This window comes from Dyella sp. 333MFSha (assembly GCF_900102405.1).
GTDB lineage: Bacteria > Pseudomonadota > Gammaproteobacteria > Xanthomonadales > Rhodanobacteraceae > Luteibacter > Luteibacter mycovicinus.
In genome coordinates, this window is record NZ_FNBR01000001.1 from 945,765 (window position 1) to 969,855 (window position 24,091).

The following is a 24,091-nucleotide window of genomic DNA, read 5'->3' on the forward strand; positions in this document are numbered from 1 at the left end:
CATGAATCTGTCGCGTCTCTTCATCGACAGGCCGGTAGCGACCTCGCTGCTCTGCCTCGGGCTGGTGGTCGCAGGGGCGCTTGCCTGGCGGCTGCTGCCGATCGCCTCGTTGCCCGAGGTGAACGTGCCGACCATCAAGGTGTCGGCCGAGTTGCCCGGTGCCAGTCCGGCGACGATGGTCTCGGCCGTGGCGACGCCGCTCGAGCGCGCGCTCGGGCGCATCGCCGGGCTCACCGAGATGACCTCCGTCAGTACGACGGGAGGCACCGACGTGCGGCTCACCTTCGACCTGTCACGCAACGTGGTCGGGGCGTCGCGCGACGTGCAGGCGGCGATCAATGCCGCGCGTGCGGACCTGCCGTCCGATATGCCGGCCGCACCGAGCTATCGCGAGGTCAGTTCCGCCGACGCGCCCGTGCTGGTGCTCGGCCTCACCTCCCGGCATGCGACGCCGAGTCAGATGTATGGCGTCGCGTCGACCACCTTCAGCCAGACGCTGGCGCAGGTGGATGGGGTGGGCGAGGTCGAACTGGTCGGAAGTTCCGTCCCCGCCGTGCGTGTAGCCCTGGATCCGCAGGCGATGAACCAACGGGGTGTCGGCTTCGAGCAGGTGCGCCACGCGGTGTCGGCTGCCGTGTCGAATGCCGCCGGCGGCGCGATCGAGACCGGTGACCGTTACCTGCAGGTCGCTACCAACGGTCAGTTCGACAAGGCCAGCGCGTTTCGCTCGGTCGTCGTGGCGGGACGCGATGGTACGGCCGTGCCGCTCGGTGACATCGCCCGCGTCATCGAGACGGAGCGCGACCCACATCAGGCGGCGCTCGCCAACGGCGAGCCGGCCGTGCTGGCCCTGGTCCGCCACAAGCCCGGCTCCAATACCATCGATGTCATCGACGGGGTGATGAAGCGCCTGCCCGCGCTCCAGGCTTCGCTGCCTGGCGACATGAAGGTGAGCGTCATCGTCGATCGTGCCACCTCGGTCCGCGGCTCGCTGCGCGCGGCCGAACATACCCTCGCGCTGGCCGTCGTGCTGGTGGTCCTGGTCATGCTGGTCTTCCTGCGCGACCTGCGCGCGGCCCTGATCGCCAGCGCCGTGGCGCCAATCTCGCTGCTCGGTGCGATGACCGCGATGTACCTGCTGGGGTACAGCCTCGACATCCTCTCGCTGATGGCACTCACCATCGCGGTGGGCTTCACCGTGGATGACGCGGTCGTCGTCGTCGAAAACATCGCGCGCCATATCGAAGACGGGGTGCCGCCGCGCGAGGCGGCGCGTGTGGGTGCTGGTGAGGTCGGTCTCACGGTGGTGAGTATGAGCGCGGTCCTCATCGCGGTATTCATTCCCTTGTTGCTGATGGGCGGCTACGTCGGTCTGTTCGTGCGCGAATTCTCCGTCACGCTCGCCGTCGTGATCGCGATCTCGCTGGTGGTTTCGCTTACTGTCGTGCCCATGCTGTGCGCGTTGTGGTTGCAACCGGCAGACGCCCGGCGCGCACCAGGGCGGATGCTGCGCTGGAGCGAACGTGCGTTCAGTCGTCTGCAAACCGCTTACGACGACAGCCTGGTGTGGGCGCTCCGCCGTGCGCCGCTGACAATGCTTTCCCTGCTGGCCGTGCTTTGCCTTAGCGTCTTTCTCTACATCGCCGTGCCGAAGGGATTCTTTCCGCGGCAGGACACCGGTGAGCTCACCGGCGACTTCGACACCGACGCGGATGCCTCCTTTCCGGTGGCGCGCGCCAAGCTGGCGAGCTATCTCGAGGTGGTGCGTGCGGATCCGGCCATAGCGAGTGTCGCGGGTTATGTCGAACACGATTCGGGTTCGCTGTTCGCCACGCTGAAGCCGCTTTCGCAACGCGACGCGACGGCGGACGAAGTGGCCGCGCGTATCAACGCCAGGCTGGCGAAACTTTCGGGCGGCACGTTTACCGTGACGTCGGTGCAGAACATCCGCACGGGTGGACGTCGTAGCCGCGCCTCCAACGAATACACGATCCAGGCCGACTCGTCGGCGCTGCTGGCGACATGGGTGCCGCGTATCGCGGAGGCCATGGCAAGGTTGCCGGAGCTGTCCAACGTGCACGGCAGCGGTAGCGGGACGGGCGTCGCGACGGCGCTGCACGTCGACCGGGATGCCGCGGCGCAGTTCGGTGTCAGCTACGCACGGGTGGACGGCGTGCTGCGAGACGCGTTCGCAGGCCGCCGGGTCACGACGATGTTTTCTCCGTCGAGCCAGACGCCGGTGCTGATGGGGATCGCGCCCGAACACGCCACGTCTACCGACGTGTTCAACCACATCGAGGTTCCCGCAGCGAACGGTGCCAGCGTGCCGTTACCCGTGCTCGCCCATGTGCGTCAGTACGACATGCCACTGATGATCGCGCATTTCGCTCAGTCCGTGGCGACGACGATTTCGTTCGACAGAGCGCCTGGCGTCTCCCTCTCTCAGGCAACGCTCGCTATCAGGAAGGCCGTGGATGGGATGGCCGTACCGACGTCCGTCCGCGGCAGCCTGCAAGGGTCGGCGGGTGCGGCTCGCCAGGTGGCGGACAGCGAGCCGGCCCTCATTCTTGGCGCGTTCCTCACCCTGTTCATCGTGCTGGGTATTCTCTATGAGAGCTGCGTGCACCCGCTGACGATTCTTTCGACGTTGCCGTCGGCCGCCGTGGGTGCCGTCTTTGCGCTGATGCTCTTCCGGACCGACCTGGACGTCATCGCACTGGTCGGGATCTTCGCGCTGATCGGTATCGTGATGAAGAATGCGATCATGATGGTGGACTTCGCCTTGGCCGCGCAGCGCGGATCGGCGCTGACGCCGACGGAAGCCATCCAGCTGGCATGCCGGCTGCGCTTTCGCCCCATCCTGATGACGTCTCTCGCCGTCATGGTCGCCGCGGTGCCGCTGGCGGTCGCACGCGGCGACGGTGCCGAGATGCACCGGCCGCTCGGCATCGCGATGGGCGGCGGCCTCGTGGTCAGTCAGCTCTTGACCCTTTACACGACTCCCGTTGTGTACCTTTACCTCGATCGATTCAGCAAGTGGGCAGGCAGATGGATGCAGAAACTCGGCAGGCGCGACGACGCGGGTTGGTCAACCGGCCGCGAGGATCCGCTGCCGTGAGCGAGCGCATGCCTCCCCGTGTATGGCGCGTTACCCTCGTCACTCTGGCTGTGTGCTTCATCGGCGCCTGCGCGCCGGTGGGCCCGGACTATGTTCGCCCTTCCGCGCCGGTACCCGCCGCTTACAAGGAAGCGGGCGCGCATGCGTCGTCGGGTGCGCAAGCCGCTATCTCGGCCAGGTGGTGGGAGATCTACGGTGACCCGGTGCTCGATGCGCTGGTGTCGCAAGTCGCGGTGAGCAACCAGTCGCTGGCGGCCTCGGCGGCACGCGTACGCGAGGCGCAGGCGCTGGTGCAGGTCGCCAGTGGTGCCTCGGTACCGGCGGTCAGCGCGGGAACGCTGAAATCCGGCCGCAAGAACGAGAACGACTTCGGCCTGGGCGTCAGCTGGGAGCTGGATCTGTGGGGGCGGATCCGCCGTGACGTCGAAGCCCATCGGGCAGCCGCCGACGCCAGCGCCGACGATCTGGCCGCCGCCACCCTTTCGATGCAGGCGCAGCTGGTGCAAAGCTACTTTGCGCTGCGTCAGGACGATGCGCTGATCGTGCTGCTTCAGCGAAGCGCCGAGGCAAACGATCAGTGGCATCGCATGGTGGGCAACCAGTACGCCCAGGGACAGGCATCGAGCGCGAACGTCGCCGAGGCGCTGATGCGGGCGAGTACGGCGCAGATGCAACTGGCGGATACCAGGAGCGCGCGAGCCCAGCTGGAGCACGCGATCGCGGTGATGCTCGGCAAGGCGCCGGCGGACTTTGCGATCGCCCCTGCGGCGTTCGACGTGCAGGTCCCGGCAATTCCCGCGGGCGTACCCGCGACGTTGCTCGAACGCCGGCCGGATGTCGCCGCCAGCGAGCGTCGTATGGCGGCGGCCAGCGCGCGCATCGGCGTGGCCAGGGCGGAAGCGTTGCCGACGATCAACCTCGCGGCCGGCATCGGCATCCTCCGCGGTCCCACGGGGACCGCCGATGTACGCGCACCGTTATTCACGGGTGGACGGCTGCAGGCACAGGCCGCCAATGCCAGCGAGGCCTATAACGAGGCTGTCGCCAATTACCGCCAGACGGTGCTCGATGCTTTCCGCGAAGTGGAAGACGGCCTCGTGATCACGAGCACGCTGTCCGGTGCGGCGGAGCTGCAGGACAGGGCCGCCGCGGCGGCCAACGAATCCGACCGGGTCACGCGAAACCAGTACAGGGAAGGTGTCGCCGACTATTCCGCTGTCGTGGAGGCGGCCAATGCTTCCCTCGACGCGGGCCGTGGCGAACTTCAGCTTCGCGTTCGCCGGCTGGACGCCAGCGTCAATCTGATCATGGCGCTGGGCGGCGGGTGGTCTTCTCCGTCGCCGCCCGTCCCTGAGCACCGATCACCCTAAACGGGGTAGCGGGCGATCAGCGTTTCGAGGCGTGAACGAATCTCGTTGGCCAGCGGAGCCGGCGTGCGGTAATGACGCCGGCCGGAGAGGGCCTCGGCCACCATTTCGTCGTGACGCGAGCCCATCAGGCCATTGATGGCCGCCAGAAACCTCGACATGCGCAAGGCATGCTCGTCGGGACCGAGCGAGCGCAGGGTGTCGTAGTAGGACACCTGCATGCTGACGATCTTGCGCACGGTATGGAATTCGTGGCCCGCGAAGTGCGTGCGCGACACCGCCCCGGCGAGGCGCCGCATTTCAGCCCGCTGCAACGCGATCAGCCCGGCTTCGGTATCGATGCGCGTGCGTTCCATGGTCCGCCGTACCATCGTCCACACGGGCCTGGACAACAGAACGCGCAGTCTTAGCCCGTGGCGGACGATGCCGCCGCGCCTGCCGCTGCGGAACGCATCCTGCAAGTGGCCGAGCACGCGTGTCGTCAGGTCGAAAAGATAGCTGGAAGTGTGACCTTCGCTGTACAGGCGCTGCGCGAAACGGAGGTGTTTGTACCGGGCGCGGATGTGCTTGAAATGCAGGCGCTCGTCCGCGCTCAACCCTTCGTTGCGAAGCAGCTTTCCGACGAGTCCCAGGAGCTCTTCCCGCCGCACGCCTTCTTCCCAGAACTGCAGGCACAGCGCGTAGCAGTCGCGCATCGTGCCCTCGGGGCAGCTCAGAACGATGGGGTCGGGCAGGGCGACATGCGCATCGACGATATCGTCGACATCGACGGCGTCGAACAGACGTCGGAGCGCTTCGGCCGGAAAGGTCGGCCATGCGTGGTCACGGCGGCGGATCATGTCTGCGCTTCCTCGGGCTTGTAGAACGAAAGCGTATGTCGCTTGCGGTACGCGCCGATCGTCGGAATCAGCGAGAAGAAGGCCTCCAGGCACTGTCCGCCGAAGTAGGCGATGGCGGCGCCCATGATGCCGAGATAATGCGACAGTCCGACCAGCAACAGGGCGTAAAGAAGGGCCGCCAGCGCCTGGGCGACCAGGGCGGCACGCTGACGGCTGGCGATGTACAGCAGCGATTCGAGCGGGAAGCCGGCCATCGAGACCACCAGGGCGGCGGACATGACCTGGAGCAGGTTGTAAGACTCGAGATACTGCGCTCCGAACACCGTCGAGATCAGCGGCTTGCCGACGACGATGACCAGTAAGGCGACCAGAAGACCGACGCCGCCGGCCAGCGTCGCCGAGCGCAGCCCCAGCTTCCACGGGCGTGTGCTGGCCGGGTCCATGCGCATGATTTCCGGATAGAAGCTTTTCTGCATCAGCGACGCCGGCGTGCCGGCGGCGTCGAAGAAGGTAAGCGCCACCTTGAACAAGCCGGCCGCGGTCGGTCCCAGGATGATGCCGACCAGCACGTTGGTACCGGCGTTGCGGGCGGACCAGATCGAGTGCGCGATGTTCGTCGTCCAGACGAAATCCCATGCGCCCTTGATACGGCGGGCGGGACCGAGCAGGCCCGGGCGCAGCGCATGATCGATCCGCTGACGGCGGAGTTCGCGGACGGCGAACAGCCACAGCACGCCGTCTCCGGCCAGGCTCGAGACATACCAGGTAGCGATGAAGCCCGGAAATCCGAGATGGCCGAAGTACGCGATGACACTGCCGGCCGCGCGCAGCAGCGGCGTAATGGCTTGCTGAACCGCGATCAGGTCGAAGCGATCGATCGAGCGCAGGATGCCGGTCGGTGTCGCCGCGGTCATGGTCGGAATCAGAGTGCAGTAGCCCAGTGCCCACCAGAAGTCCGCGGGCGAGATGCCGACGGCATGGCCGAGCAGCGGGAGCAGCACCACGCCACCCACCAGGGCGACCGCGCCGCTCGCCAGATCCAGTCCGAAGGACAGGCCCGTGACATCGCGAAAGCGGGCCACGTCCTGATGGGCCAGCGCGGGGGTGCCGAACTGAACGATGAATTGCCAGGTCTGAAACTTGACGAAATCACTGACGCTTTTCGCGTACGCCTGAACGACCACCAGCGTGCCGAACAGCTCCGGCGTCATGCCACGTCCCGCACACGCGAGCGACAGCAATCCCAGCAACGCGCTGGCGACGTTGCTGGAAGCCAGATAGGACGCGTTGCGCACGATGGCGCGGAAAGCGCCATCGGAGAACCAGTGCTTCATGCTTTGGCGCCAGTCCAGCTGGCGAACGCGGCGCAGATGGCGTCGATCTGCTCGGGCGTGTGAGCGGCGCTGACGCTGCAGCGGAGCAACGATTCGCCCCCGGGCGTGGCCGGCGGAACCATGAGGTTGACGTAGACACCGTGTTTGAGCAGGTGGTCCCAGAAGCGCAGCGCCTCGAGCTTGTCGCCGACAAGGACGGCGACGACGGCGTTCGCCGGAGCGCCGAGCCGGAAGCCGAGCGCGCCCAGGCCCGCGTGCAGACGCTCGGCATTGTTCTGCAGGCGCAGTCGCAGGTCGTCGGCGGCCGACAGCGTGCGCAGCGCCTGCCGGGTGGCGGCGATGGTCGCGGGCGGCAGGGACGCGGTGAAAACGTAAGGCCGGCTGGCATAGCGCAGCACGTCCAGATCCGGCGAGTCGCTGACGCAGAAGCCGCCCGTGTTTCCGAGGCTCTTGCTGAAGGTGCCGACCACGTAGTCGACGTCGGCAAGCACACCTTGCTCATCGGCCAGGCCGCGCCCCTTGCTGCCGAGCACGCCCATGGAGTGGGCTTCGTCCACCATCAGCGTGGCACCGAACTCCCGCTTCACGCGAGCGAAATCGCGCAGGGGAGCGCGGTCGCCGAGCATGCTGTAGACGCCTTCGACGACGATCAGCGCGTTGGCCGCGTCGTCGCCAAGACGGCGCATGCGCTTGGCCAGATCGGCGGCGTCGTTGTGACGGAAACGAATGACGTTGGCGCCGCTCAGCCGGCAGCCATCGTAGATGCTGGCGTGGCTGTCGGCGTCGATCATGACGACGTCGCCGGTGCCCACCAGCGCGGAGATCATGCCGAGGTTGGCCTGATAGCCGGTGGAGAAGACGATGGCGTCGCGTTTGCCGTAGAACGCCGCCAGATCCACTTCCAGCTCGCGGTGTCCCGCGTAGCTGCCATTGGCCATGCGCGAGCCCGTGGTGCCCGTGCCGGCCGCCTCGAGCGCTTCGCGCGCCGCGGCGATCGTGCCGGGATCGAACGTCAGTCCGAGGTAGTTGTTCGTGCCCGCCAGGATCGTGCGGCGGCCGTGGATCAGGCCTTCCGTGGGCGAAAGAATGCGGTCGATCTGCACGCCGAACGGATCGATCCCCAGGGTGGCGAGCTCCTGCCGGACGGCTTGTACCGCCTGAAGCCTGGGATTCTCTCTCATGCGTTTGCGCTCAGCGTCGTTTCGATCTGCGTCGCGAGGTCGCCGACGGTCTTGATTTCCGCGAGGGCGTTGATGGGAATCGAGATGTCGAACTCGTCCTCGACCGCCAGCACCAGGTCCATGACCCGCAGTGAATCGAGTTCCAGTTCGCCGGTGAGTTCCGTGTTCTCGCCGATGGACGCGACGCGGCCCTCCGCGAGTGGCTCGAGGATGTCGACAAGCTTCGCAACGATGTCTTGATGGTTCATCAGGGTATTCCGTTCAGTGCGTCACGGTGTTGCCGAGCGTGGCGGCAAGGCCACGTTCAAACCCGATGTCGGGTGTCCAACCGGTGGCGCGGGTAAAGGCGCGGCCGTCGCATACCCAGTCGGCATGCGTCAGTTCGCGGACCTTGCCGGGGGTCAGCATGGGGGCGTAACCGAACACGCGCGCCGCGGCGCGGTTCGCTCCGGCGATCGCGCGTAATAACGGCGCGGGGATGAGGAGGCGACGGATCGGCGCGTTGTCGCGCAGGACGCGTGACGCCGTGCTCAGCACGGTGTCCCAGTCGTAGCCGCCCGCGTGACCGTCGTCGAGTTCGAAAGTCTGCCCCGACTGTGTGTCCGAGCGCAGCCAGGCCACGATAGCCGAGGCGAGATCGCTCACATGGATCAGGGAAAAGCGACCGTCGCCGCTGCCGGGTATCGGCGCGATGCCGCGTGCCATGCTCTGGAAGAGCGGAAGCATCTCGCGATCGCCTGGCCCGTAGACCGCCGGCGGCCGCAGCGCAGCCCACACGAGGTCGCCGGCGTGGGCTGCCAGGGCGCGTTCACCGAGCCACTTGCTGCGTGAGTAGTCGGACAGCTGCGGCTCGCGGGCCGCCAGCGACGACACCAGCAGGAACCGGTGGCAGTGGCTTTCTTCCCGCGCCGCACGCACGATGTCGATGACACCGGCTTCATTGACCACGTCGAAATCGGCGGCGCGCGCGCCGCGCACGTTGCCGGCGCAGTGCACGACCGCGTCCGCGCCTTCCACGAGGGCGGCGAGGGCGTCGCGATCGTTGAGGTCGCCGGCGATCCACTTAAGGCCGGGCGCATTCTCCGGTACCCGCCCGGGACGAGGTCTGTACAACGCCCGCACACGGTATCCGGCAGCCATCAGCTGTTCGCGCAGCACCGTGCCAATGAAGCCCGTCGCCCCCGTCAAAGCAATCACGGGATGCCCCGCGTCGGCGAGTTCCTTCATCGTTACGCCGCGGCTCCGGTCGCATCCCGCATGGACTGACGCTCGAGGTATCCGGTGCGCGTCGCCGAACGCGACAACTTCCCGGAGGACGTGCGCGGCAGCGTGTGGCGAGGTACCAGCTCGATGATGCAGGCAATGCCGAGTTCTTCGAGCACGTCGCGCCGTACGCGCCGCACCAGGGCGGCGCGGACATCGGGATCGAGCGAATTGCACTGTACGACCACCGCGGCGATTTCCGCTCCCCCGGGGCCGGGAATGCCGAACGCCGACGCATCCTGCGAGCGCAGTTCCGGTTGGCGTTCGACGATGCGTTCGATGTCCTGAGGCAGGATGTTGCGCCCGTTGACGATGATCATGTCCTTGTGCCGGCCGGTGATCACCACTTCGCCATCGACCACGTAACCGATGTCGCCGGTGTCGAGCCAGCCGTCATCACCCATCACCTGCGCGTTGAGTTCCGGCTGGCGGAAGTACCCCGACATCAGGCTGGGACCGCGCACGAGGATCCGGCCTACGTGGCGTTCCGGCAGGCGACGGCCGGCGTTGTCGCGCACGTCGAGGTCATGGCCGGGCAACGGTCCGCCGCATCGGACGAAACCGCTGCCGGTGCCTTCGGCGACCGGCGTGGCGCGCAGGTTCTCCGCGAGGTCCACGGGATCGAGCCACTCGACCACGATGCCGGTGTCCAGCGGTGCGAAACTGACGGCAAGCGATGCTTCGGCCATGCCGTAGGAGGGCACGAACGCCTTCGCGTCGAAGCCGGCGGGTGCCAGCATCTCGGCGAAGCGCGCCGGTACTTCCGGCAGGATGGGCTCCGCGCCGATACCCGCGGCACGCCAGTTCGACAGATCGTATGCCGCGATGTCCGACGGGCGGACGCGTCGTGCACACATCTCGTAACCGAACGGCGGACTGTAGGAAATGGTGGCTTTCGATTCGGTCATCAGCTCGAGCCAGCGACGCGGACGCATCGCGAACTCACGCGTGTCCAGGTAATCGATCGAGCGCTGGCTCGCCACGACGGTCAGCAGGCAGCCGACCAGACCCATGTCGTGATAGAACGGCAGCCACGATGCGAAGCGGTCGCTGTCGCGCAGATCGAGGCCGTCGTTGATCGATCCCCGGGCGTTGGCAAGCAGGGCTTCCTGGGTGATCACGGCGGCTTTCGGGGTGCCGGTGCTGCCCGAGGTGAACTGCAGATAGGCCACTTCGTGCGGGCCGATGGGCTGTAATTCGACGTCATGGCGGGGCAGGGCATCGAATGCCTGCGGCTCGCCCCACATGACGATGCCCAGGCCACTCACGGCTTCCCCGAGGAAACCCTGGAACGCGGGCGAGGCCACGGCGATCACGGCCTCGCAGGCCTGCAACATGCCGCGCAGCTTGTGCACGTAAGCGTCGTGTCCGCCCAGATTCACCGAGGACGGCAGCGCGACAGGCACGAGGCCCGCATACTGGCAGGCGAAGAAGAAACGCAGGAAATCCGGCGTCGTCTCCGCGACGATGGCCAGGCACGCGCCGCGTTCGAGGCCGAGGCTGGCCAGTTTCTGCGCGAGCTCGCGAGCCTGCGCTCGCAAGGTTCGATAAGGCAGCGCGGTGTCGAGCTTGCCGCCAGCGTAGAAATTTGCACCTGTCACGCCGCATGCCGCGTAGTCGAGCGCCTCGGCCAGACTGGCGAAGTCGCCGCGTCGCATGGGCACCGTGTTCGTGGTCGGCGTCGCCAGGCCGGCCTGCATCGCAATGTTTCCGTCTGCGCTCATAGTGTTAGTCGCGTCTCAACGAGTCCCGTGCCACTGGGGCCAACCCCCGTGTTACCGGTCTGTTACTGGGTTATTGCCGTGCGTTTACTGTACCCAAGGGTACCATAATCCGAGGATTTGTTAAGAAAAACCTCAGGCCGACGTAAGATTGCGCTAGGGCGCGCAGCGGGACGCGCTCAGGCCCCCTGGGCCGGGAGATCGTGGATGGCGGCCATGGCCGCGGCGAAGACCTCGGCGTACGGGGCACGGGTGTCGAGATCGAAGAGACGGGCGCCGTTGAAGCGCAGCCGTGACATCACCGCAATCTTGTCGTTCAGCTCTTCCGCGCCGTGGTCCGGCTTGCGCGCATGCGCCGTGGCGAAGTCGATATCGAGCTTGATGACGAGCGAAGGGCGATAGGTCGCCATGCGTTCGTACAAGCGCTGCTCGCGCACGGCAAGCTTGCGCACGAGCCAGTGTTCGCTGCGCGCGAGGCCCAGGCCGGGACCGTCGTAACGAAAGCCTGCAATCTCAGCCTGGGGATAGCGGTCCGTGATGATCAGCGTGCCGCGCTCCGCGAGCCGGCACACCCGGCGCAGGTGAGCGGCCCGCCAGACGGATAACCCGTACATGACGAGCGAGCCGAGCACGCCGGGCACCTTGTTGCGCATGTCCTGAGCGCTGGCGGCTTTGGCCGCCAGGCGCCTTTCCAGGCGGGGACCGATGAGCGGCAGGCGCTTGATCTTGTCGCCGGTTTCGCCGGATATCAGCCCGAGGTAACGGCGCTGGACGCTGCGCGTCTGCTTCAGCGTTCTGACGATGTCGTGGGTCAGCGTCGATTTGCCGGTCCCGTCGCATCCCACGACGGCGATGAGCCGCGCGATCGGCGGCCGCAGGGTCTCGGCCGCCGTCATGAGGACAGCAACGGCACAGCCGTGCTCACCGCGCGCAACGAACGATCGAGAATGGCACCCTGATCGTCACGGCCATCGAGGTCGAGGATCCGCGCCCCGTTGAACCGAAGCGTCGGCAAGGTAGCGACCTTCTGGCGAAGCGATGCCATCTTGTGGTCGGGTTTGCGCGCATGCGCCGTCTCGGCATCGACGTTCAGACGGATGACGAGCGCTGGCACGCTGGACGCCATCCATTGGTAAAGGCGTTGCTCGCTCGCGCGGAGGCGTCGGATCCACCAGTTGCCCCCTTCGGTCTTCGCCAGTTGCGGGCCGTCGCAGTAGAACCCGGGAATTTCCGCCTGTGGGTAACGGTCCGTGACCACCAGGACGCCGCGCCGGCACAGGGCGAGCATGCGTCGGAACTTGTGAGCGCGCCAACGCGACAGCATGTAGATCACGAATGCCGCGACGTTGCCCGGCGGCATCGACGGCTTATCGTGAACCTGGTCGGATTTGCGCAGCAGGTACGCGTTGAAGCGTGGCCCGATCAGGGGCAGCGTGCGGATCCACTCGGCGATCCGGCCCGACGACTGGCCGAGGTACAGGGCCTCCGTGGGGCGTTGTTCGCGCAGCTGGGCGACGAGCTTCGCCGCCAGTGTGGACTTGCCGGAGCCATCGCAACCGGTAAGCGCGATCACCCCCACCGTCGGGTGGAAGTCATCGGAATCAGAAAGGAGAGGCACACCAGACAGCCGGTAGCGCAGGATGAATACAATTTTATTACATGGCATATTCTTGCGTCTACGGTCGTAAGACCGCGCGCATCAGCGAGATTTAATGAACCATTTTTTCAGTCCGGTAGCAGTATCCGGGGCAAAGGACGGCGCCATGGCGCCACTGATCGCGGTCATCGGCTGCGACGGTTCCGGTAAGTCGACAGTCAGCGAACATATCCTCGCCTGGATAGGACGTTACGGTCCCGCGGCCAGCGTCCACCTCGGCAAACAGGCCGGTAACGTGGGCCGTGCGGTCGCGCAGTGGCCGCTGGTGGGAAGCGCGCTGGGGCGGTTGATCCGGCGCAAGTCCGATGATGTGAACAACCGGATGAAAGAGGCGAAGCAGCCCAGCCTGCTGCCCGCTCTGGTCATCAGCGCCTTCACGCTCCGCCGCCGACGGCGCTTCCGGCGCATGCTTGCGCTCAGGCGTCGCGGGCTGATCGTGGTCACCGATCGCTTTCCGCAGCTGGAAATTCCCGGCGCGTACGATGGCCCGGGATTTCCCGCCGTCGAGGGGGGCTCGCGCTTCGTGCTCGGTCTGGCTCGGCGCGAATACGCCATGTTCGAATGGATGGCCAGCCACCGACCCGATATCGTGCTCCGTCTGAATGTCGACCTCGACATCGCCTGCGCACGCAAGCCGGACCACCGGCGCGAAGCGCTGGCGCGCAAAATCGCCGTGACACCGCGGCTCGCGTTCAGTGGTGCGACGGTGATCGATATCGACGCCAACCAGCCGCTCGAACGGGTCCTCGACGATGCGAAAGCAGCCGTGGCACGGGTCATGGCCGAGCGCGGCTATACCGCGCGCGCATGAGACACCACGAGCGCCGTGATGACCGGGTTACTCGCTGTCCGCCGCGACCGCTTCGGCCAGCGCATCCCTGGTGAGCCAGACACCCGCATCGTCCTCGATCCGTAGCCGGATCGGGACGGTGCGGGTTTCGCGGATCACATGTGCCCTCGCAAGCGCGAACTGAAGCGATTCCTCGCGAGTGGGAAACCCGCCGAGATGCTGGCGGTCCTGGAACACTGCGTACGCTTCGGCGCCAGCGCTTCCCTGGGGCAGGTAAAAGGTGATCGTGTCACCGAGGTCGCGAGCTTCCATCGTGTTCGTTCCGTTATTTCAGCAAGTCGTCGTGTGGCAAGGCATCATGGGGTAAGCACCACTTTCCGACAATCTTCCTCCTTCTTGTCGAAGATTTCGTAGCCGCGGGCCGCGTCGGCCAGCCTCATGCGGTGCGAAATAATGATGTCGGGCTGAAGCTTGCCGTCTTCGATGAATTCGAGCAGCTCCGGCAGGTACTTCTGGACGTGCGTCTGACCCATCGCCAGCGTGAGCCCCTTGTCGAAGGCGTCACCGATCAGGAAGGCATGGATGAAACCGGCATAGACACCCGGAATGCTCACCACGCCGCCGCGCCGTGTGGCGGTGATGCACTGGCGTAGCACCTCACCCGAGCTCGTTTCGATCTTCAGTGTGCTCAGCACCGTCTCCGTCGTGCTGCCTTTCGCTTCGAAGCCGACGGCGTCGATGGACGCGTCGACACCATGGCCCGCCGTCTGCTCGAGAATGAACTCGGACGGATCGAGTGAACCGAAATCGACGGGGATGACGTCGAACGCCGAGACGGCGAAATCCAGCCGGTATTTTTCGGAGTCCACCATAAAGATGCGCTCCGCTCCCAGCATACGCGCGCAGGCGGCGGCCATCAGGCCTACCGGGCCGGCGCCAAAGATGGCTACCGTCGAACCGCGCTCGATCTTTGCGTTGAGTACGGCCTGATAGCCGGTGGGGAGGATGTCGGAGAGAAAGAGCACGCGCTCATCCGACAGACTGCCGGGAACCTTGAAAGGCCCCACGTTGGCTTTTGGGACGCGGACGAATTCCGCCTGACCACCCGGCACGCCACCGTAGAGGTGCGAATAGCCGAAGAGGGCGGCGGGCGGCGTCATCTTCGCTCTCTTTCTGAGGGACGCACCCTGATCGGGGTTCGTCGTCTCGCAGGCGGCGAACAGGTCGTTCTCGCAGAAGAAACACTTTCCGCAGGCGATAACGAAGGGGATGACCACGCGATCGCCAACAGCGACGTTGGTGACATCGGCGCCGGCCTCTTCGACGACTCCCATGAATTCGTGCCCGAAGATGTCGCCGTGCTTCGTTTCAGGGATCTTGCCGTGGTACAGATGCAGGTCCGAGCCGCAGATGGCGGTTGCCGTGACTCGGAGAACGACATCGTCGGCGGCCAGGATCGTCGGGTCGGGCATCGTTTCGACACGCACGTCCTTGGAGCCGTGGTAGGTCAGAGCCTTCATACTGTTTCTCCAGTCAAAGCCCGATCCTCATCCTGCCGTGTTGAAGGGGAGGTGTTGGCCGCAAGCGGTTTCGCAGCCGCCAAATCGACAAATGCCTGTCGCCGGCGATCGGCAAGCGCGCGCGAAGCATTCCTTCACGCCGCGTTACGGTCGCTGTTACACCCCGCAATGCACGGTCATGACGACGAATCCCATGGCTTGAGAGGGTGTAACGATGGCTTATCGGAATAAGAAAACGCTGAATTTTTTTGTGGCCGGCTTGCTCTTGCTGCCGCTAGGGGCGATTGCCCAGACAAGGGCCGACGAAGGCGCCCAGGTCAAGACGCAGACGGTGGCAGGGCATCCGCAGAAGGTCGTCGAAACACCGAAGACAAAGCGGGCCGAGGCGAATCAGGAGCTGACCGATCCGGTGAATACTAAAAAAGGCTCAGGCGATCCGCGTCGCCGGGATGCTTTCGGAACCCCGGTGCCCGAGCCGCTGAAGGGCCAGGGTACGAACGTGAGCTCGAACGCTGTGCGGGCGGCGGACAAGAAAAAGTAACGTGCTTAAGCCGCGACAGGGCAGGTGAAGTCCATCCCTGCCCGGCCGGTCAGTCGGAACGGTGGTACCTTCAGATTCGCGGATGCCGGCCGATACACGGAGACTTGAGGAACACCGAAACGATGGACAGCCAATTGACCTGCGGGGCCTGCCGCGACAGCGATTCACTTGCCGCCGGGATTACGATGGCGTTCCAGCCCATCGTGGACGTCGCCGCACGTACCGTCTTCGCGCACGAAGCGCTGGTGCGGGGCATCCATGGCGAGGGAGCCGCTGAAGTGCTCAGCGGTATCGACGCATCGAATCGTTACGGTTTCGATCAGGCGTGCCGGGTGCGCGCGCTGGAATGTGCGAAAGAAGCCGCGCTTCCTGCGCTCGTCTCGATCAATTTCCTGCCGAACGCCGTCTACAATCCGGAGCATTGCCTCAGGGCGACGCTGGCGGCCGCGGAACGGGTGAACTGGCCGCTGTCCGACATCATCTTCGAGGTGACCGAGCACGAAGAGATCACGGACCACGCGCACCTGCTCTCCATCCTCGCGGCTTACCGCGCCCGCGGATTCAGGACCGCGATCGACGACTTCGGCGCGGGATACGCAGGGCTGAACCTGCTGGCCGACTTTCAGCCGGACCTGCTCAAGCTGGACATCGGCCTGATCAGAAACGTCCACGACGACGTGGTACGCCAGCGCATCGTGCGACACATGGTGCGGTTATGTGAGGAGATCGGCGTCCGCGTCATCGCCGAGGGCGTCGAACTCGCGGAGGAGGCTAAGGCGCTGTTCGATCTGGGTATCTCGTTGCAGCAAGGCTTTTTCTTCGCGCGTCCGGCGCTGGCCCCGCTGCCGGACATCCATTTCATTTCGCTGCCTTAGCCCAGCCCGGGCCGCGGCGAAGCCGGACCGGTCCCCGATCGATATCATCCGGCGAAAGTCGCTCCGCTCCCTGAGTGATGACGACGCGCCCGCGACGCGCTAGCGTGGCGGCGACTTCGCGTACCTGTGGCATGAGCGCCCGCCAGGCGGCTTCGTCCTCGGCGAGCGCCCGCGCGACATCCGACGGACAAATCGACGCCTCGGGAGCTCGTCGACTCAGAAGCTGGATGATCGTCGCCTCTATATCCACGCTCGCTCCCGCCGGCGAGGCATACGCCGAAGGCGCTTCGCCCTCAAGCAGCGACGCGCACACGCGGCACGCTGAGGGTGAAACGCGTACCTTCGCTGGCGTTCGAGTCCACTCGAAGGGTCCCGCCGTGGCCTCGTGCGATCTCGGAAGCGATGTAGAGGCCAAGGCCGAGTCCGGGCTGGGAGCGGGGCGATTCCGGCCGGAAGAACGGCTCGAACAGGCGTGGCAGGAAGTGCGCGGGAATCGGCTCCCCGGCGTTGGCGACACTGACCTCGATGCCGTCTCCGGACTGTGCATAACTGACGACGATCGGCTGGGTGGGATCGCCGTGGGCCACGGCGTTGTTCAGCAGGTTGGCCATCAGCTGCCGGATGCGCCGGTCATCGAAGCGTACGCCGCAGTCGATCTCCCCTTCGGTCACGATCCGGCACGTGGGGTTGCCCAGACGAACCTCCTCCGCGACACCATCGAGCACCATCTGCAGGTCGGGGCCTTCCTCGAGGTCGAGTTCCAGCCGTCCGGCGAGTCGGCCGCGGACCAGGTCCATCACGTCGGCGATGAGGCCCGTCATGCGGTTGAGGCTCTGCGTCAGGTTGCGGGTCAGGCGCCTGGCGCGCTCGCCTTCCTGCAGCGGTTCGAGGAGCTCAGCGGCCAGCTTGGCGGCCTGCAGGGGGCTGCGCAGGTCGTGGCCGACGACGGCAAGAAACTGTTCGCGGAGCGCGCCGTTGTCCGCTTCGACTTTCAGAGCGGTTTCGGCGGCGATCGTGCGGTCGTGGAGGGCAAGATGGGAGGCGACGAGTTCGGCGAACATCGTGAGGCTCGCGAGGATCGTTCCTTCGTCGAAGTCACGCGGCGCGCTGTCGATCGCGCACAAGGTGCCGAAGAACTTGCCGCCCTCGGTCAGGATGGGCACCGAGACGTAGCTTTCCAGCCCGTAGATGCGGGGCGTGTGGTGCGCCGAAAAAACAGGGTGATGGCTGGCATGACCGAAGATCACCGACTGGCGATGCTCGCGGATCTCGTCGCAGATGGTGCTGTTGAGGACAAGGTCGCCGCCCGGAAGCAATCCGAAGTTCAGGTGGTCGAGAACGGCGCAGGCGGTCCAGCGATCGTCGGTGACGCGGGCAATGGCGGCGAAGCGCATGCCCGTGACCTTGCAGACCGCGTCCAGAACCTTGGGCACGATCGACAGCCGCTGGATGGCCTCAACGGAGGCCTCGACGCTCAGGGGTGTCAGGGATTCGGTCATCGGGCAAGCATAGCCGGGAAACCGGCGCGCCGCTGAACCATCGGCATGGCGGACCATGATCCGGACGCGGCGGGAACCTCCGTCCCGTCCCGGGACGAGGACGGAGGTGCTTCAGCCTACTCGAGTATGTTCGCCGTCACGTGGTACACGCGACCGCCCCAGCCGTCGTCGGGGAAGGCATCGGACACCTTCAGGTAAAGCGGCTTCGCCCCGTCTGCCGCCGCACCGAGATACGGGGTGAGGTCGATGGTGCGGTCCGCCTTGTTCGATCCATCCGTGACCGGCTGCGACTCCTGCAGCACCGTGGTCCAGTGCGCGTTGTCCTGGCTGACCTGCACGAGGAATTCGGCATCGATGGTCAGCGTGACATGCGCGGCGGACGTGTCCGCCGGGAACGGGAAGCGATACGTGAAGTGGGCATGGCCATCGGCGAAGCGGTTCTGCACGCCGTTGCTCTGCGAGCCGCCGGCGTCGAACAACCAGGGATTCTCGTCGACCGTGCCGGTATCGAAGTCGATCGCATGGGCGACGAGCACGTCGGCCTGCGTCGTGAAGCGTAAGCCCGCCGCTTTCAGATACACCGTCACCATGTGGTGTCCATCCGCCGCGTTGCCAGGCACGGTGACGGTCAACGGTAGCTTGCCGCTGACCGGCGCCGAGATGCCGTGGGGCTGCAGGGCAAGCAGATTCGCACGTGGCGTCGCGTTCCATCCCGAAGGTACATCGACCGAGGCGAGCGCGAGCACGGGCAGGAAGCCGGTGGCCGAAACGCCGAGGTCGACGGGAATCTTCGTCACGCCGGATGCCGACGGCATGATGACCGGTTGGGCGGGAGACAACGTCGCCGCCAGCGATTCGAGCGGTGTCACGGCGGGCACGTCGCCAATCAATGCGCTAAGCGCGCTTGCCTGCGTGCGCCAGTCGAACACGTTGGGATGATCGTCATCCGTCGCCCCGGACCAGCGGGTGCCGAGCCGTCCCGCCGCGTCGCGATCGTTCGCCCAGATGCTTTGCGCCTGGTGGTCGAGGAACGTGGCATAACGCGGGTCATGCGTGGTGTCGACCAGATCGGTCCAGTAGCGCGTAAAGATGCCTTTGAACTGCTTCCCATTGTCGTCGCAGGTCTGATCGGTCGCGTCGCAGCTCTCGGTCAGGATGCCGTCGGCCGCTAACGCGTCCGGTCCGATCGCCGCGTCGGCAAGGCGCTTCACTGCCACCAGGATCTGTGCATCCCCGGTCGCGCGATACAGTTCCAGGCCCCCGCCGATGGCGAGCCCCTGGTTGTAACTCCATACGGTCTGGCCGTTATTGGTGCATGCGTTGGTCAGTCCGTCGTTGACCAGCCCGTCGGCATTGACCATGCCGCTGCCCTGGAACCAGGTCCATGCCGTCTTCGAACGGCCCAGCCACAAGGTGTCGCCGGGAATGCGGTTATGCAGTTCGGCGGTCAGACGGATCCACAAACCGTTGGTGATGGCATTCTTGTACGTGCGCTCGCCGTCCCACCAGACGCCACCACCGCAGGTGCCGGTGTCCCAGTAGCCGTTGACGTAGTTGGCGATGGTGACCGCCATGTCCAGGTATTTGGGGTCCTTCGTCAGGTCGTAGGTCTGCAGCCAGGTCAGGGCCCACCATTCCGAATCGTCGATCGCGCGGCTGGTGAAGTTGCCCAGCAGCGGGTCGCCCGATAACACGCCGGCGGGGAAGGCGCCCTTGTCCTTCTCGAACGTGTTGTCCAGCTGACCCAGGTAGCGGCGGTCGCCGGTGCGCTGCATGTAGTCACCGATGGTCTGCAAGGCGACGGCGGAGTTCCACCAGCTGGAGGGGAACCAGGCCTTCACGGGGTCGTAGGTGGCCATCAGCACGTCGGCTGCCACACCCGCACGCGCGACGGCGGTCGGGCCGTCGACCTGCGGCCCGGTCAATGGCGCTTGTACCGCTGCGACAGCAGGGAACGCCGCTGCCACGGTGGCAAGGCTCGCGGTAACCAGCAGCGATCTGAAACGGGCACACGTCGACACCAGCCGATGCACGACCGGCTTGAACTTGATCATCGGATTCACTCACCGCTCCTCAGGGATACCCACGACCCATCTGTCCGTCACCGGACCGTGGGCGGTGATCCGGTGGGGAAACGTGCACGCAGGGCGCCGTTTTGACAGGTTCGAAGAGGCGTCGGCTCGTGCGAGTCGGCGAAGTGTCGCAGAGGTGGTCCGTTAAAAATGAGAACCCGGTCAAGGCAGCGCGGTGCTTTCAACGGTAACCAATTTCATCCCGGTGCGCGGTCAGCTGAGTTCTTTAATGATGGCGACGACGGCTTTCGCGACGGCCTCGGGTGCTTCGAGAACCATAAGATGCCCAGCGCCTGGAATGGTGATCGTGCCTGCGGCCATAGCGACGAGACGCGGCGGCACGCCAAGGGCACCCGCCGACTTTGCGCCCTGGATGAGATAGGTGGGAACCGACGCCATGACGCTCGCAACGGCCATGCCGTATCCGGGATGCACGGTCTCGACGAGCAGAGCACGCGCCATCGCATGTATCGCTTCGGCGGACTGGTGCGCTAGCCAGTCTTCGAGACGTGCCATCTGTTCGGTGTCGAAGGCCATCCGTTCCTGCGCGACGAAACCGGCCGGGTTGGCGCGAGCTTTCTCCAGCCACGCGCGTATGGCGTCGCCCGACATGGGAGCCAGGCGCGAGGAGAGGAATGCGTCGCTTGGCGCCAGGTTTCCTTCGGCACTGACCAGACCCGCGACACGCTCGGGCCAGGCCTGGGCAAAGCGTACGCACAGGGCCGCCCCGCCCGAGTGTCCCACCAGCAGCACAGGCGCGTTGCCGAATCGCGCGGAAATCTGTCGTTCCAGGTGCTCGACCTGGTCGGCCACGGATCGCGGAAAGCGATGTGCGAAGTCGCCGAAGCCAAGAAGGTCAGGGCTGATGACGCGCGATGGATCGAGTCCCGCGCGCAATTCCGGAAAATGGAGGTGGCCAATGAAACCCTGGACGTAGACGACAGGCAGAGGCATTCGGCGGTCCTTGCAAGGTGATGCAAAAACTTATCACGCACGGCGCCTGAAGGTTTGCGTCAGTCGTCGCGGCCTTATGGCAAGTGAGGCTTCGCGATCAACAGGGCATCGGCGATGACGTCGAACAGATGCGCCGCCCGCGGGGCGAACGAGGGCTGGTCGTTGAGCCAGCCCAGCGCCGCGATGAGTGACAGCAGATCCGCCCCGTCGATGTCCTTGCGGGCCAGTCCTGCGTCCTGGGCACGCAGCAACAGTCGGGCACCGTCCGCGCGAACCTTCGTGCACGAGGCATGTAGCGCGGAGTTTTCATCGTCCATCGCGGTAGCCATCAGGTCGACGACGCCGCGGAAGGTGTGGGTGAACGCGACCGCCAGCCGTGACCACGTCAACAGCGCTTCGTCGGGAGCGCAGGTGGCTTCGATGTCGGTCGCCTTCCGTGTCAGCTCGTCCAAGGTGGTGCGCAACAAGACTTCGAGTAATGCCTCGCGTGTGGGGAAATGGCGGTACAGCGTCCCGAGACCGACCTCCGCCCGCCGCGCGATATCGCGGAGTGACGCATCCGCGCCCTGTTCGGCGACGACCTCGGCGGCGACGGCCAGTACCTGATCGTAATTTTTTTTCGCGTCGGCTCGCATGGGCTTCCATTGACAAGTGGAGCAGTGCTCCATATATTGAATCGGAGCACTGCTCCATTAAATATAACTCAAGAGGAAAAGCCATGGGTAAGCTGGACGGTAAGGTCGCGGTCATCACGGGTGGCAGCAGCGGTATGGCGCTGGCCACCGCGCAACGGTTCGTGGAAGAAGGGGCGTATGTCTTCATCACCGGGCGCACGAAAGCGACGCTCGATGAGGCCGTGAAGGTGATCGGTCGCAATGTGACCGGCGTGCAGGGCGATGCGGCCAATCTGGACGATCTGGATCGCCTCTACGACACGGTGAAGCGCGAGAAGGGCAAGGTCGACATCATTTTCGCCAGCGCCGGCACGGGCGAATCGGCCATGCTCGGTGACGTCACCGAAGAACACTTCGACAACGTCTTCGGTCTGAATACGCGCGGCACGCTTTTCACGGTGCAGAAGGCTCTGCCGTTGCTGACCGAGGGCGCATCGATCGTGCTGAACGGATCGATGGTCGTGGTCAAAGGGTTTCCGTCCTTCGGCGTCTATTCGGCGAGCAAGGCCGCGTTGCACGCGTTCGCGCGCACATGGCTGAATGAGCTCAAGGACCGCCGGATCCGGGTCAACGTGCTGCATCCCGGACAGGTGCGCACGCCGATTCAGGAAAAGCTGTTCGATGAAGCGACGATCCGTCAGTTCGAGTCGATGATCCCGCGGGGCCAGATGGGCACGTCGGAAGAGATCGCGAAAGCGGCTCTCTTCCTGGCATCGGACGATTCGACCTACGTCAACGGGGTTCAGCTCTTCGTCGACGGCGGGACGTCGGCGATCTGATTCAGGCGCCTTGCGGCCTGGTCACGGAGCCGCGTGGCGGCTGAGCTGGCCGTAAGGCGTGATGGCATCGCGCAGGGACGCCGAGGTCATCGCGCCGTAGGGCAGAACGGTCTCCGCGGAGGACATCGCCTCGTGGCTCACCGCGCCGTAGGGAAGCACCGTCTGCGGCGCTGAGTGCACGTCGTGTCCGACGGCTCCGTACGGCAGCAAGGCATTTGCCCCGTTCGCCACATACACGGCAGGCGCCGTGTCCGCACTCGCGGGAGCCACCTGCTGCGATGCCTTGCGGACCTGCGGCGCGACAACAAGGAGGCCAGCGGCAAGAACCAGTGCGGCCAGGGGGAGCGCACGCGACGGCGTGCGGGCGAGGGCGGTAGTGTTCATGGTGTTTTCGACTTGGGGCGTTCGCCCCTGGTTGCTTCTGTGAGCGTAGAGCGTGCGCGGCAAGCGCGTTGCAATCCAATCGTTACTTGCTATGGGGGCGATAGCGAAGACAAATGAGCCTTCGCACGTCACCCAGGCTTGTAAGACGGCCGCCTATGGATAGACTAGGGGTTCACCAGGGGAAGGGAACAGGGATGTACTGGCATAAGCGTGTGTTTATCGCGTTCGTCTGCGTGCTGTCGGCATCTGCGCTTGCGCAGGACGGTCCTGCGCGTCAAAGCAGTTCGGCGGGCGCCGCCGCTACCCGTCCAGGCGGGTTATTGCACCGTACGACCGAAGCGGAGACGGCCATCATCGGCGACATGGCGCGCTTCGATGCCTATCCCGATCGTCTTGCCCGCTGCCTGCATTACCCGGATCCGCGGGACGTGCACTGGGATCACCGCGAAGTCGACTTGCTGTGCCACTTCCAGTTCGACCCCTTGATGTCGCTCGGGCAACTTCAGCAGACCTTCGATGCGAAGGGCCCCAAGGCTCTGGAGCGATATTTCGACGGTTTGCTGAAAGATCAGGCTCGCATCGAGACCTCGTGGAAGCTGGACGAGGCCTTCCTGCGTACTTTCTCGTGCGCGTGCAAGGAAGCGCGCGATCTTGCCGACGCCTGGCTCGCGCGTTCGCCCGATAACGTCTGGGCTCACGTTGCAAGCGGCCTGCAGCACGTGGCCGCAGCTGGCGAGGCGCGCGGTGGCGCCTTCAGCCAGGACACCTCGGACGAGCGGTTTGCGCGGATGGCACAGCTTGACGCCAGAGGCGCTGAAGACCTGCGGCGAGCCCTCATCGCCGTCCCCCAACTGACGCCAGCCACATACGGCATGCTCTGGGTCGAAGCGCGCGAGGGTGAGCGGCTGGAGGCGCGGGACCGCCTCGAAAAGGCTCTGCACGAACATCCCGACAATTTCATGCTGCATGAGGAAGCGGCCAGGCTTCTTCAGCGTAAATGGGTGGGCTCGGACGCCGATCTCGTCGCCGAGCAGGAACGTGCGCGGGCGGCCGGCGCGAGCAACCCTTTGCTGATCCTCATCGTGAGCCAGATCGAGTGGACGCGACGCTCGTGCGGCGACGAATGCGCATGGAGCACGGCCGACCTGGAGGCGATGAACCAGATCGGTCCGAGCCTGCCCGTCATGCGACAGATCGCACAGCGGCGCGCACGTGCCGGCGGCCCGGCGGACGCGGCGATCTACGCCACCGAAGTGCTTCGCATGTCACCTACCTCTGAAGTAGCAAGCCGGACCGAGCGCGGCCTCGCCCGCTTGTCGATGAATGATGTGAAAGGCGCCGAAGCCGATGCGGAAGCCGCCCTCGCGGCGAAGCCCGGTTTCGAGCGGGCGCTTCAGCTGATGCAACTGATCACGATGCGGCATCGCTTCGACAGCGGACAGGGTCCCGACAGACTGAGTAAGCAGCCCACCATCTGAGCGGCTACTGCCGGTAAACTCGTCGTTTGACCGACGGGCAGGGAG

General features: G+C 65.5%; 23 protein-coding genes. 7 read left to right on the forward strand and 16 right to left on the reverse strand.

Annotated elements, in window-relative coordinates:
* Position 1 precedes the first annotated feature (1 nt).
* Together BLT40_RS04310 and BLT40_RS04315 are read left to right on the forward strand one after the other, a co-directional pair.
* Positions 2–3,118, forward strand: a complete 3,117-nt coding sequence (locus tag BLT40_RS04310) for an efflux RND transporter permease subunit (RefSeq protein WP_090351689.1) — start codon at positions 2–4, stop codon at positions 3,116–3,118.
* Positions 3,115–4,488 carry an efflux transporter outer membrane subunit gene (locus BLT40_RS04315; RefSeq protein WP_176809098.1) on the forward strand — a complete coding sequence of 458 codons (1,374 nt, stop codon included), beginning with the start codon at positions 3,115–3,117 and terminating at the stop codon, positions 4,486–4,488. Before BLT40_RS04310 ends, BLT40_RS04315 begins: the two co-directional genes overlap by 4 nt.
* Here the strand turns inward: BLT40_RS04315 and BLT40_RS04320 are convergent.
* From BLT40_RS04320 to BLT40_RS04355, 8 genes are all read right to left on the reverse strand, one after another.
* Entirely contained in the window at positions 4,485–5,324 is an 840-nt protein-coding gene (locus tag BLT40_RS04320) for a hypothetical protein (RefSeq protein WP_090351694.1), read from the reverse strand. The genes BLT40_RS04315 and BLT40_RS04320 overlap by 4 nt on opposite strands.
* Positions 5,321–6,658, reverse strand: a complete 1,338-nt coding sequence (locus BLT40_RS04325) for a lipopolysaccharide biosynthesis protein (protein WP_090351697.1) — start codon at positions 6,656–6,658, stop codon at positions 5,321–5,323. Before BLT40_RS04325 ends, BLT40_RS04320 begins: the two co-directional genes overlap by 4 nt.
* Positions 6,655–7,839: a serine palmitoyltransferase gene (locus BLT40_RS04330; RefSeq protein WP_090351699.1), complete on the reverse strand. Its 1,185-nt coding sequence runs from the start codon at positions 7,837–7,839 to the stop codon at positions 6,655–6,657. Before BLT40_RS04330 ends, BLT40_RS04325 begins: the two co-directional genes overlap by 4 nt.
* Entirely contained in the window at positions 7,836–8,087 is a 252-nt protein-coding gene (locus BLT40_RS04335; RefSeq protein WP_079520154.1) for an acyl carrier protein, read from the reverse strand. Before BLT40_RS04335 ends, BLT40_RS04330 begins: the two co-directional genes overlap by 4 nt.
* Positions 8,088–8,100: 13 nt before the next feature.
* A complete protein-coding gene (locus BLT40_RS04340) occupies positions 8,101–9,066 on the reverse strand; it encodes an NAD-dependent epimerase/dehydratase family protein (RefSeq protein WP_079520152.1) in 966 nt (321 codons plus the stop codon).
* 2 nt (positions 9,067–9,068) lie between these two features.
* Positions 9,069–10,802 (reverse strand): fatty acyl-AMP ligase, encoded by a 1,734-nt coding sequence (locus BLT40_RS04345; protein WP_090351702.1) that lies wholly within the window; start codon positions 10,800–10,802, stop codon positions 9,069–9,071.
* A 200-nt stretch (positions 10,803–11,002) separates the two neighbouring features.
* The gene (locus BLT40_RS04350; protein ID WP_090351704.1) at positions 11,003–11,719 is read right to left on the reverse strand and encodes a nucleoside/nucleotide kinase family protein; all 717 of its coding nucleotides are present in this window, start codon (positions 11,717–11,719) and stop codon (positions 11,003–11,005) included.
* Positions 11,716–12,441 (reverse strand): nucleoside/nucleotide kinase family protein, encoded by a 726-nt coding sequence (locus tag BLT40_RS04355; RefSeq protein WP_218124517.1) that lies wholly within the window; start codon positions 12,439–12,441, stop codon positions 11,716–11,718. Before BLT40_RS04355 ends, BLT40_RS04350 begins: the two co-directional genes overlap by 4 nt.
* A 145-nt stretch (positions 12,442–12,586) precedes the next feature.
* Between BLT40_RS04355 and BLT40_RS04360 the strand changes: the two genes are divergently transcribed.
* Positions 12,587–13,291, forward strand: coding sequence for a nucleoside/nucleotide kinase family protein (locus tag BLT40_RS04360; protein WP_090351710.1), 705 nt, complete (start codon positions 12,587–12,589; stop codon positions 13,289–13,291).
* Positions 13,292–13,318: 27 nt separating this feature from the next.
* On the opposite strand, the gene BLT40_RS04365 is transcribed toward BLT40_RS04360, so the two are convergent.
* Positions 13,319–13,582 (reverse strand): hypothetical protein, encoded by a 264-nt coding sequence (locus tag BLT40_RS04365; RefSeq protein ID WP_090351713.1) that lies wholly within the window; start codon positions 13,580–13,582, stop codon positions 13,319–13,321.
* A 44-nt stretch (positions 13,583–13,626) separates the two neighbouring features.
* On the reverse strand, positions 13,627–14,790 hold the full coding sequence (locus BLT40_RS04370; protein ID WP_090351715.1) for a zinc-dependent alcohol dehydrogenase: 1,164 nt from the start codon (positions 14,788–14,790) through the stop codon (positions 13,627–13,629).
* 214 nt (positions 14,791–15,004) lie between these two features.
* Between BLT40_RS04370 and BLT40_RS04375 the strand changes: the two genes are divergently transcribed.
* Positions 15,005–15,331 carry a hypothetical protein gene (locus tag BLT40_RS04375; RefSeq protein WP_079520138.1) on the forward strand — a complete coding sequence of 109 codons (327 nt, stop codon included), beginning with the start codon at positions 15,005–15,007 and terminating at the stop codon, positions 15,329–15,331.
* Between the two features lie 122 nt (positions 15,332–15,453).
* On the forward strand, positions 15,454–16,206 hold the full coding sequence (locus BLT40_RS04380) for an EAL domain-containing protein (protein WP_090351718.1): 753 nt from the start codon (positions 15,454–15,456) through the stop codon (positions 16,204–16,206).
* Here BLT40_RS04380 and BLT40_RS04385 read toward each other — a convergent pair.
* From BLT40_RS04385 to BLT40_RS04405, 5 genes are all read right to left on the reverse strand, one after another.
* Positions 16,190–16,456 carry a DUF3253 domain-containing protein gene (locus BLT40_RS04385; protein WP_079520343.1) on the reverse strand — a complete coding sequence of 89 codons (267 nt, stop codon included), beginning with the start codon at positions 16,454–16,456 and terminating at the stop codon, positions 16,190–16,192. The two genes, BLT40_RS04380 and BLT40_RS04385, sit on opposite strands and share 17 nt — an antisense overlap.
* A gap of 43 nt (positions 16,457–16,499) precedes the next feature.
* Positions 16,500–17,705 carry a GAF domain-containing sensor histidine kinase gene (locus BLT40_RS04390; RefSeq protein ID WP_090352520.1) on the reverse strand — a complete coding sequence of 402 codons (1,206 nt, stop codon included), beginning with the start codon at positions 17,703–17,705 and terminating at the stop codon, positions 16,500–16,502.
* A gap of 116 nt (positions 17,706–17,821) precedes the next feature.
* Positions 17,822–19,759, reverse strand: a complete 1,938-nt coding sequence (locus BLT40_RS04395) for a glycoside hydrolase family 76 protein (RefSeq protein WP_090352521.1) — start codon at positions 19,757–19,759, stop codon at positions 17,822–17,824.
* Between the two features lie 231 nt (positions 19,760–19,990).
* Complete coding sequence (locus BLT40_RS04400) at positions 19,991–20,731, reverse strand: alpha/beta fold hydrolase (protein WP_079520132.1); 741 nt, start codon at positions 20,729–20,731, stop codon at positions 19,991–19,993.
* Positions 20,732–20,805: 74 nt separating this feature from the next.
* Positions 20,806–21,366: a TetR/AcrR family transcriptional regulator gene (locus BLT40_RS04405; RefSeq protein WP_079520130.1), complete on the reverse strand. Its 561-nt coding sequence runs from the start codon at positions 21,364–21,366 to the stop codon at positions 20,806–20,808.
* Between the two features lie 83 nt (positions 21,367–21,449).
* Here BLT40_RS04405 and BLT40_RS04410 point away from each other — a divergent pair, with 83 nt between their 5' ends.
* Positions 21,450–22,184, forward strand: a complete 735-nt coding sequence (locus BLT40_RS04410) for an SDR family NAD(P)-dependent oxidoreductase (protein ID WP_090351722.1) — start codon at positions 21,450–21,452, stop codon at positions 22,182–22,184.
* Positions 22,185–22,205: 21 nt separating this feature from the next.
* Here BLT40_RS04410 and BLT40_RS04415 read toward each other — a convergent pair whose 3' ends face one another.
* On the reverse strand, positions 22,206–22,568 hold the full coding sequence (locus tag BLT40_RS04415) for a hypothetical protein (protein ID WP_079520126.1): 363 nt from the start codon (positions 22,566–22,568) through the stop codon (positions 22,206–22,208).
* A gap of 320 nt (positions 22,569–22,888) precedes the next feature.
* Here BLT40_RS04415 and BLT40_RS04420 point away from each other — a divergent pair, with 320 nt between their 5' ends.
* Positions 22,889–24,046, forward strand: coding sequence for a hypothetical protein (locus BLT40_RS04420; RefSeq protein ID WP_143025828.1), 1,158 nt, complete (start codon positions 22,889–22,891; stop codon positions 24,044–24,046).
* Positions 24,047–24,091: the final 45 nt, after the last annotated feature.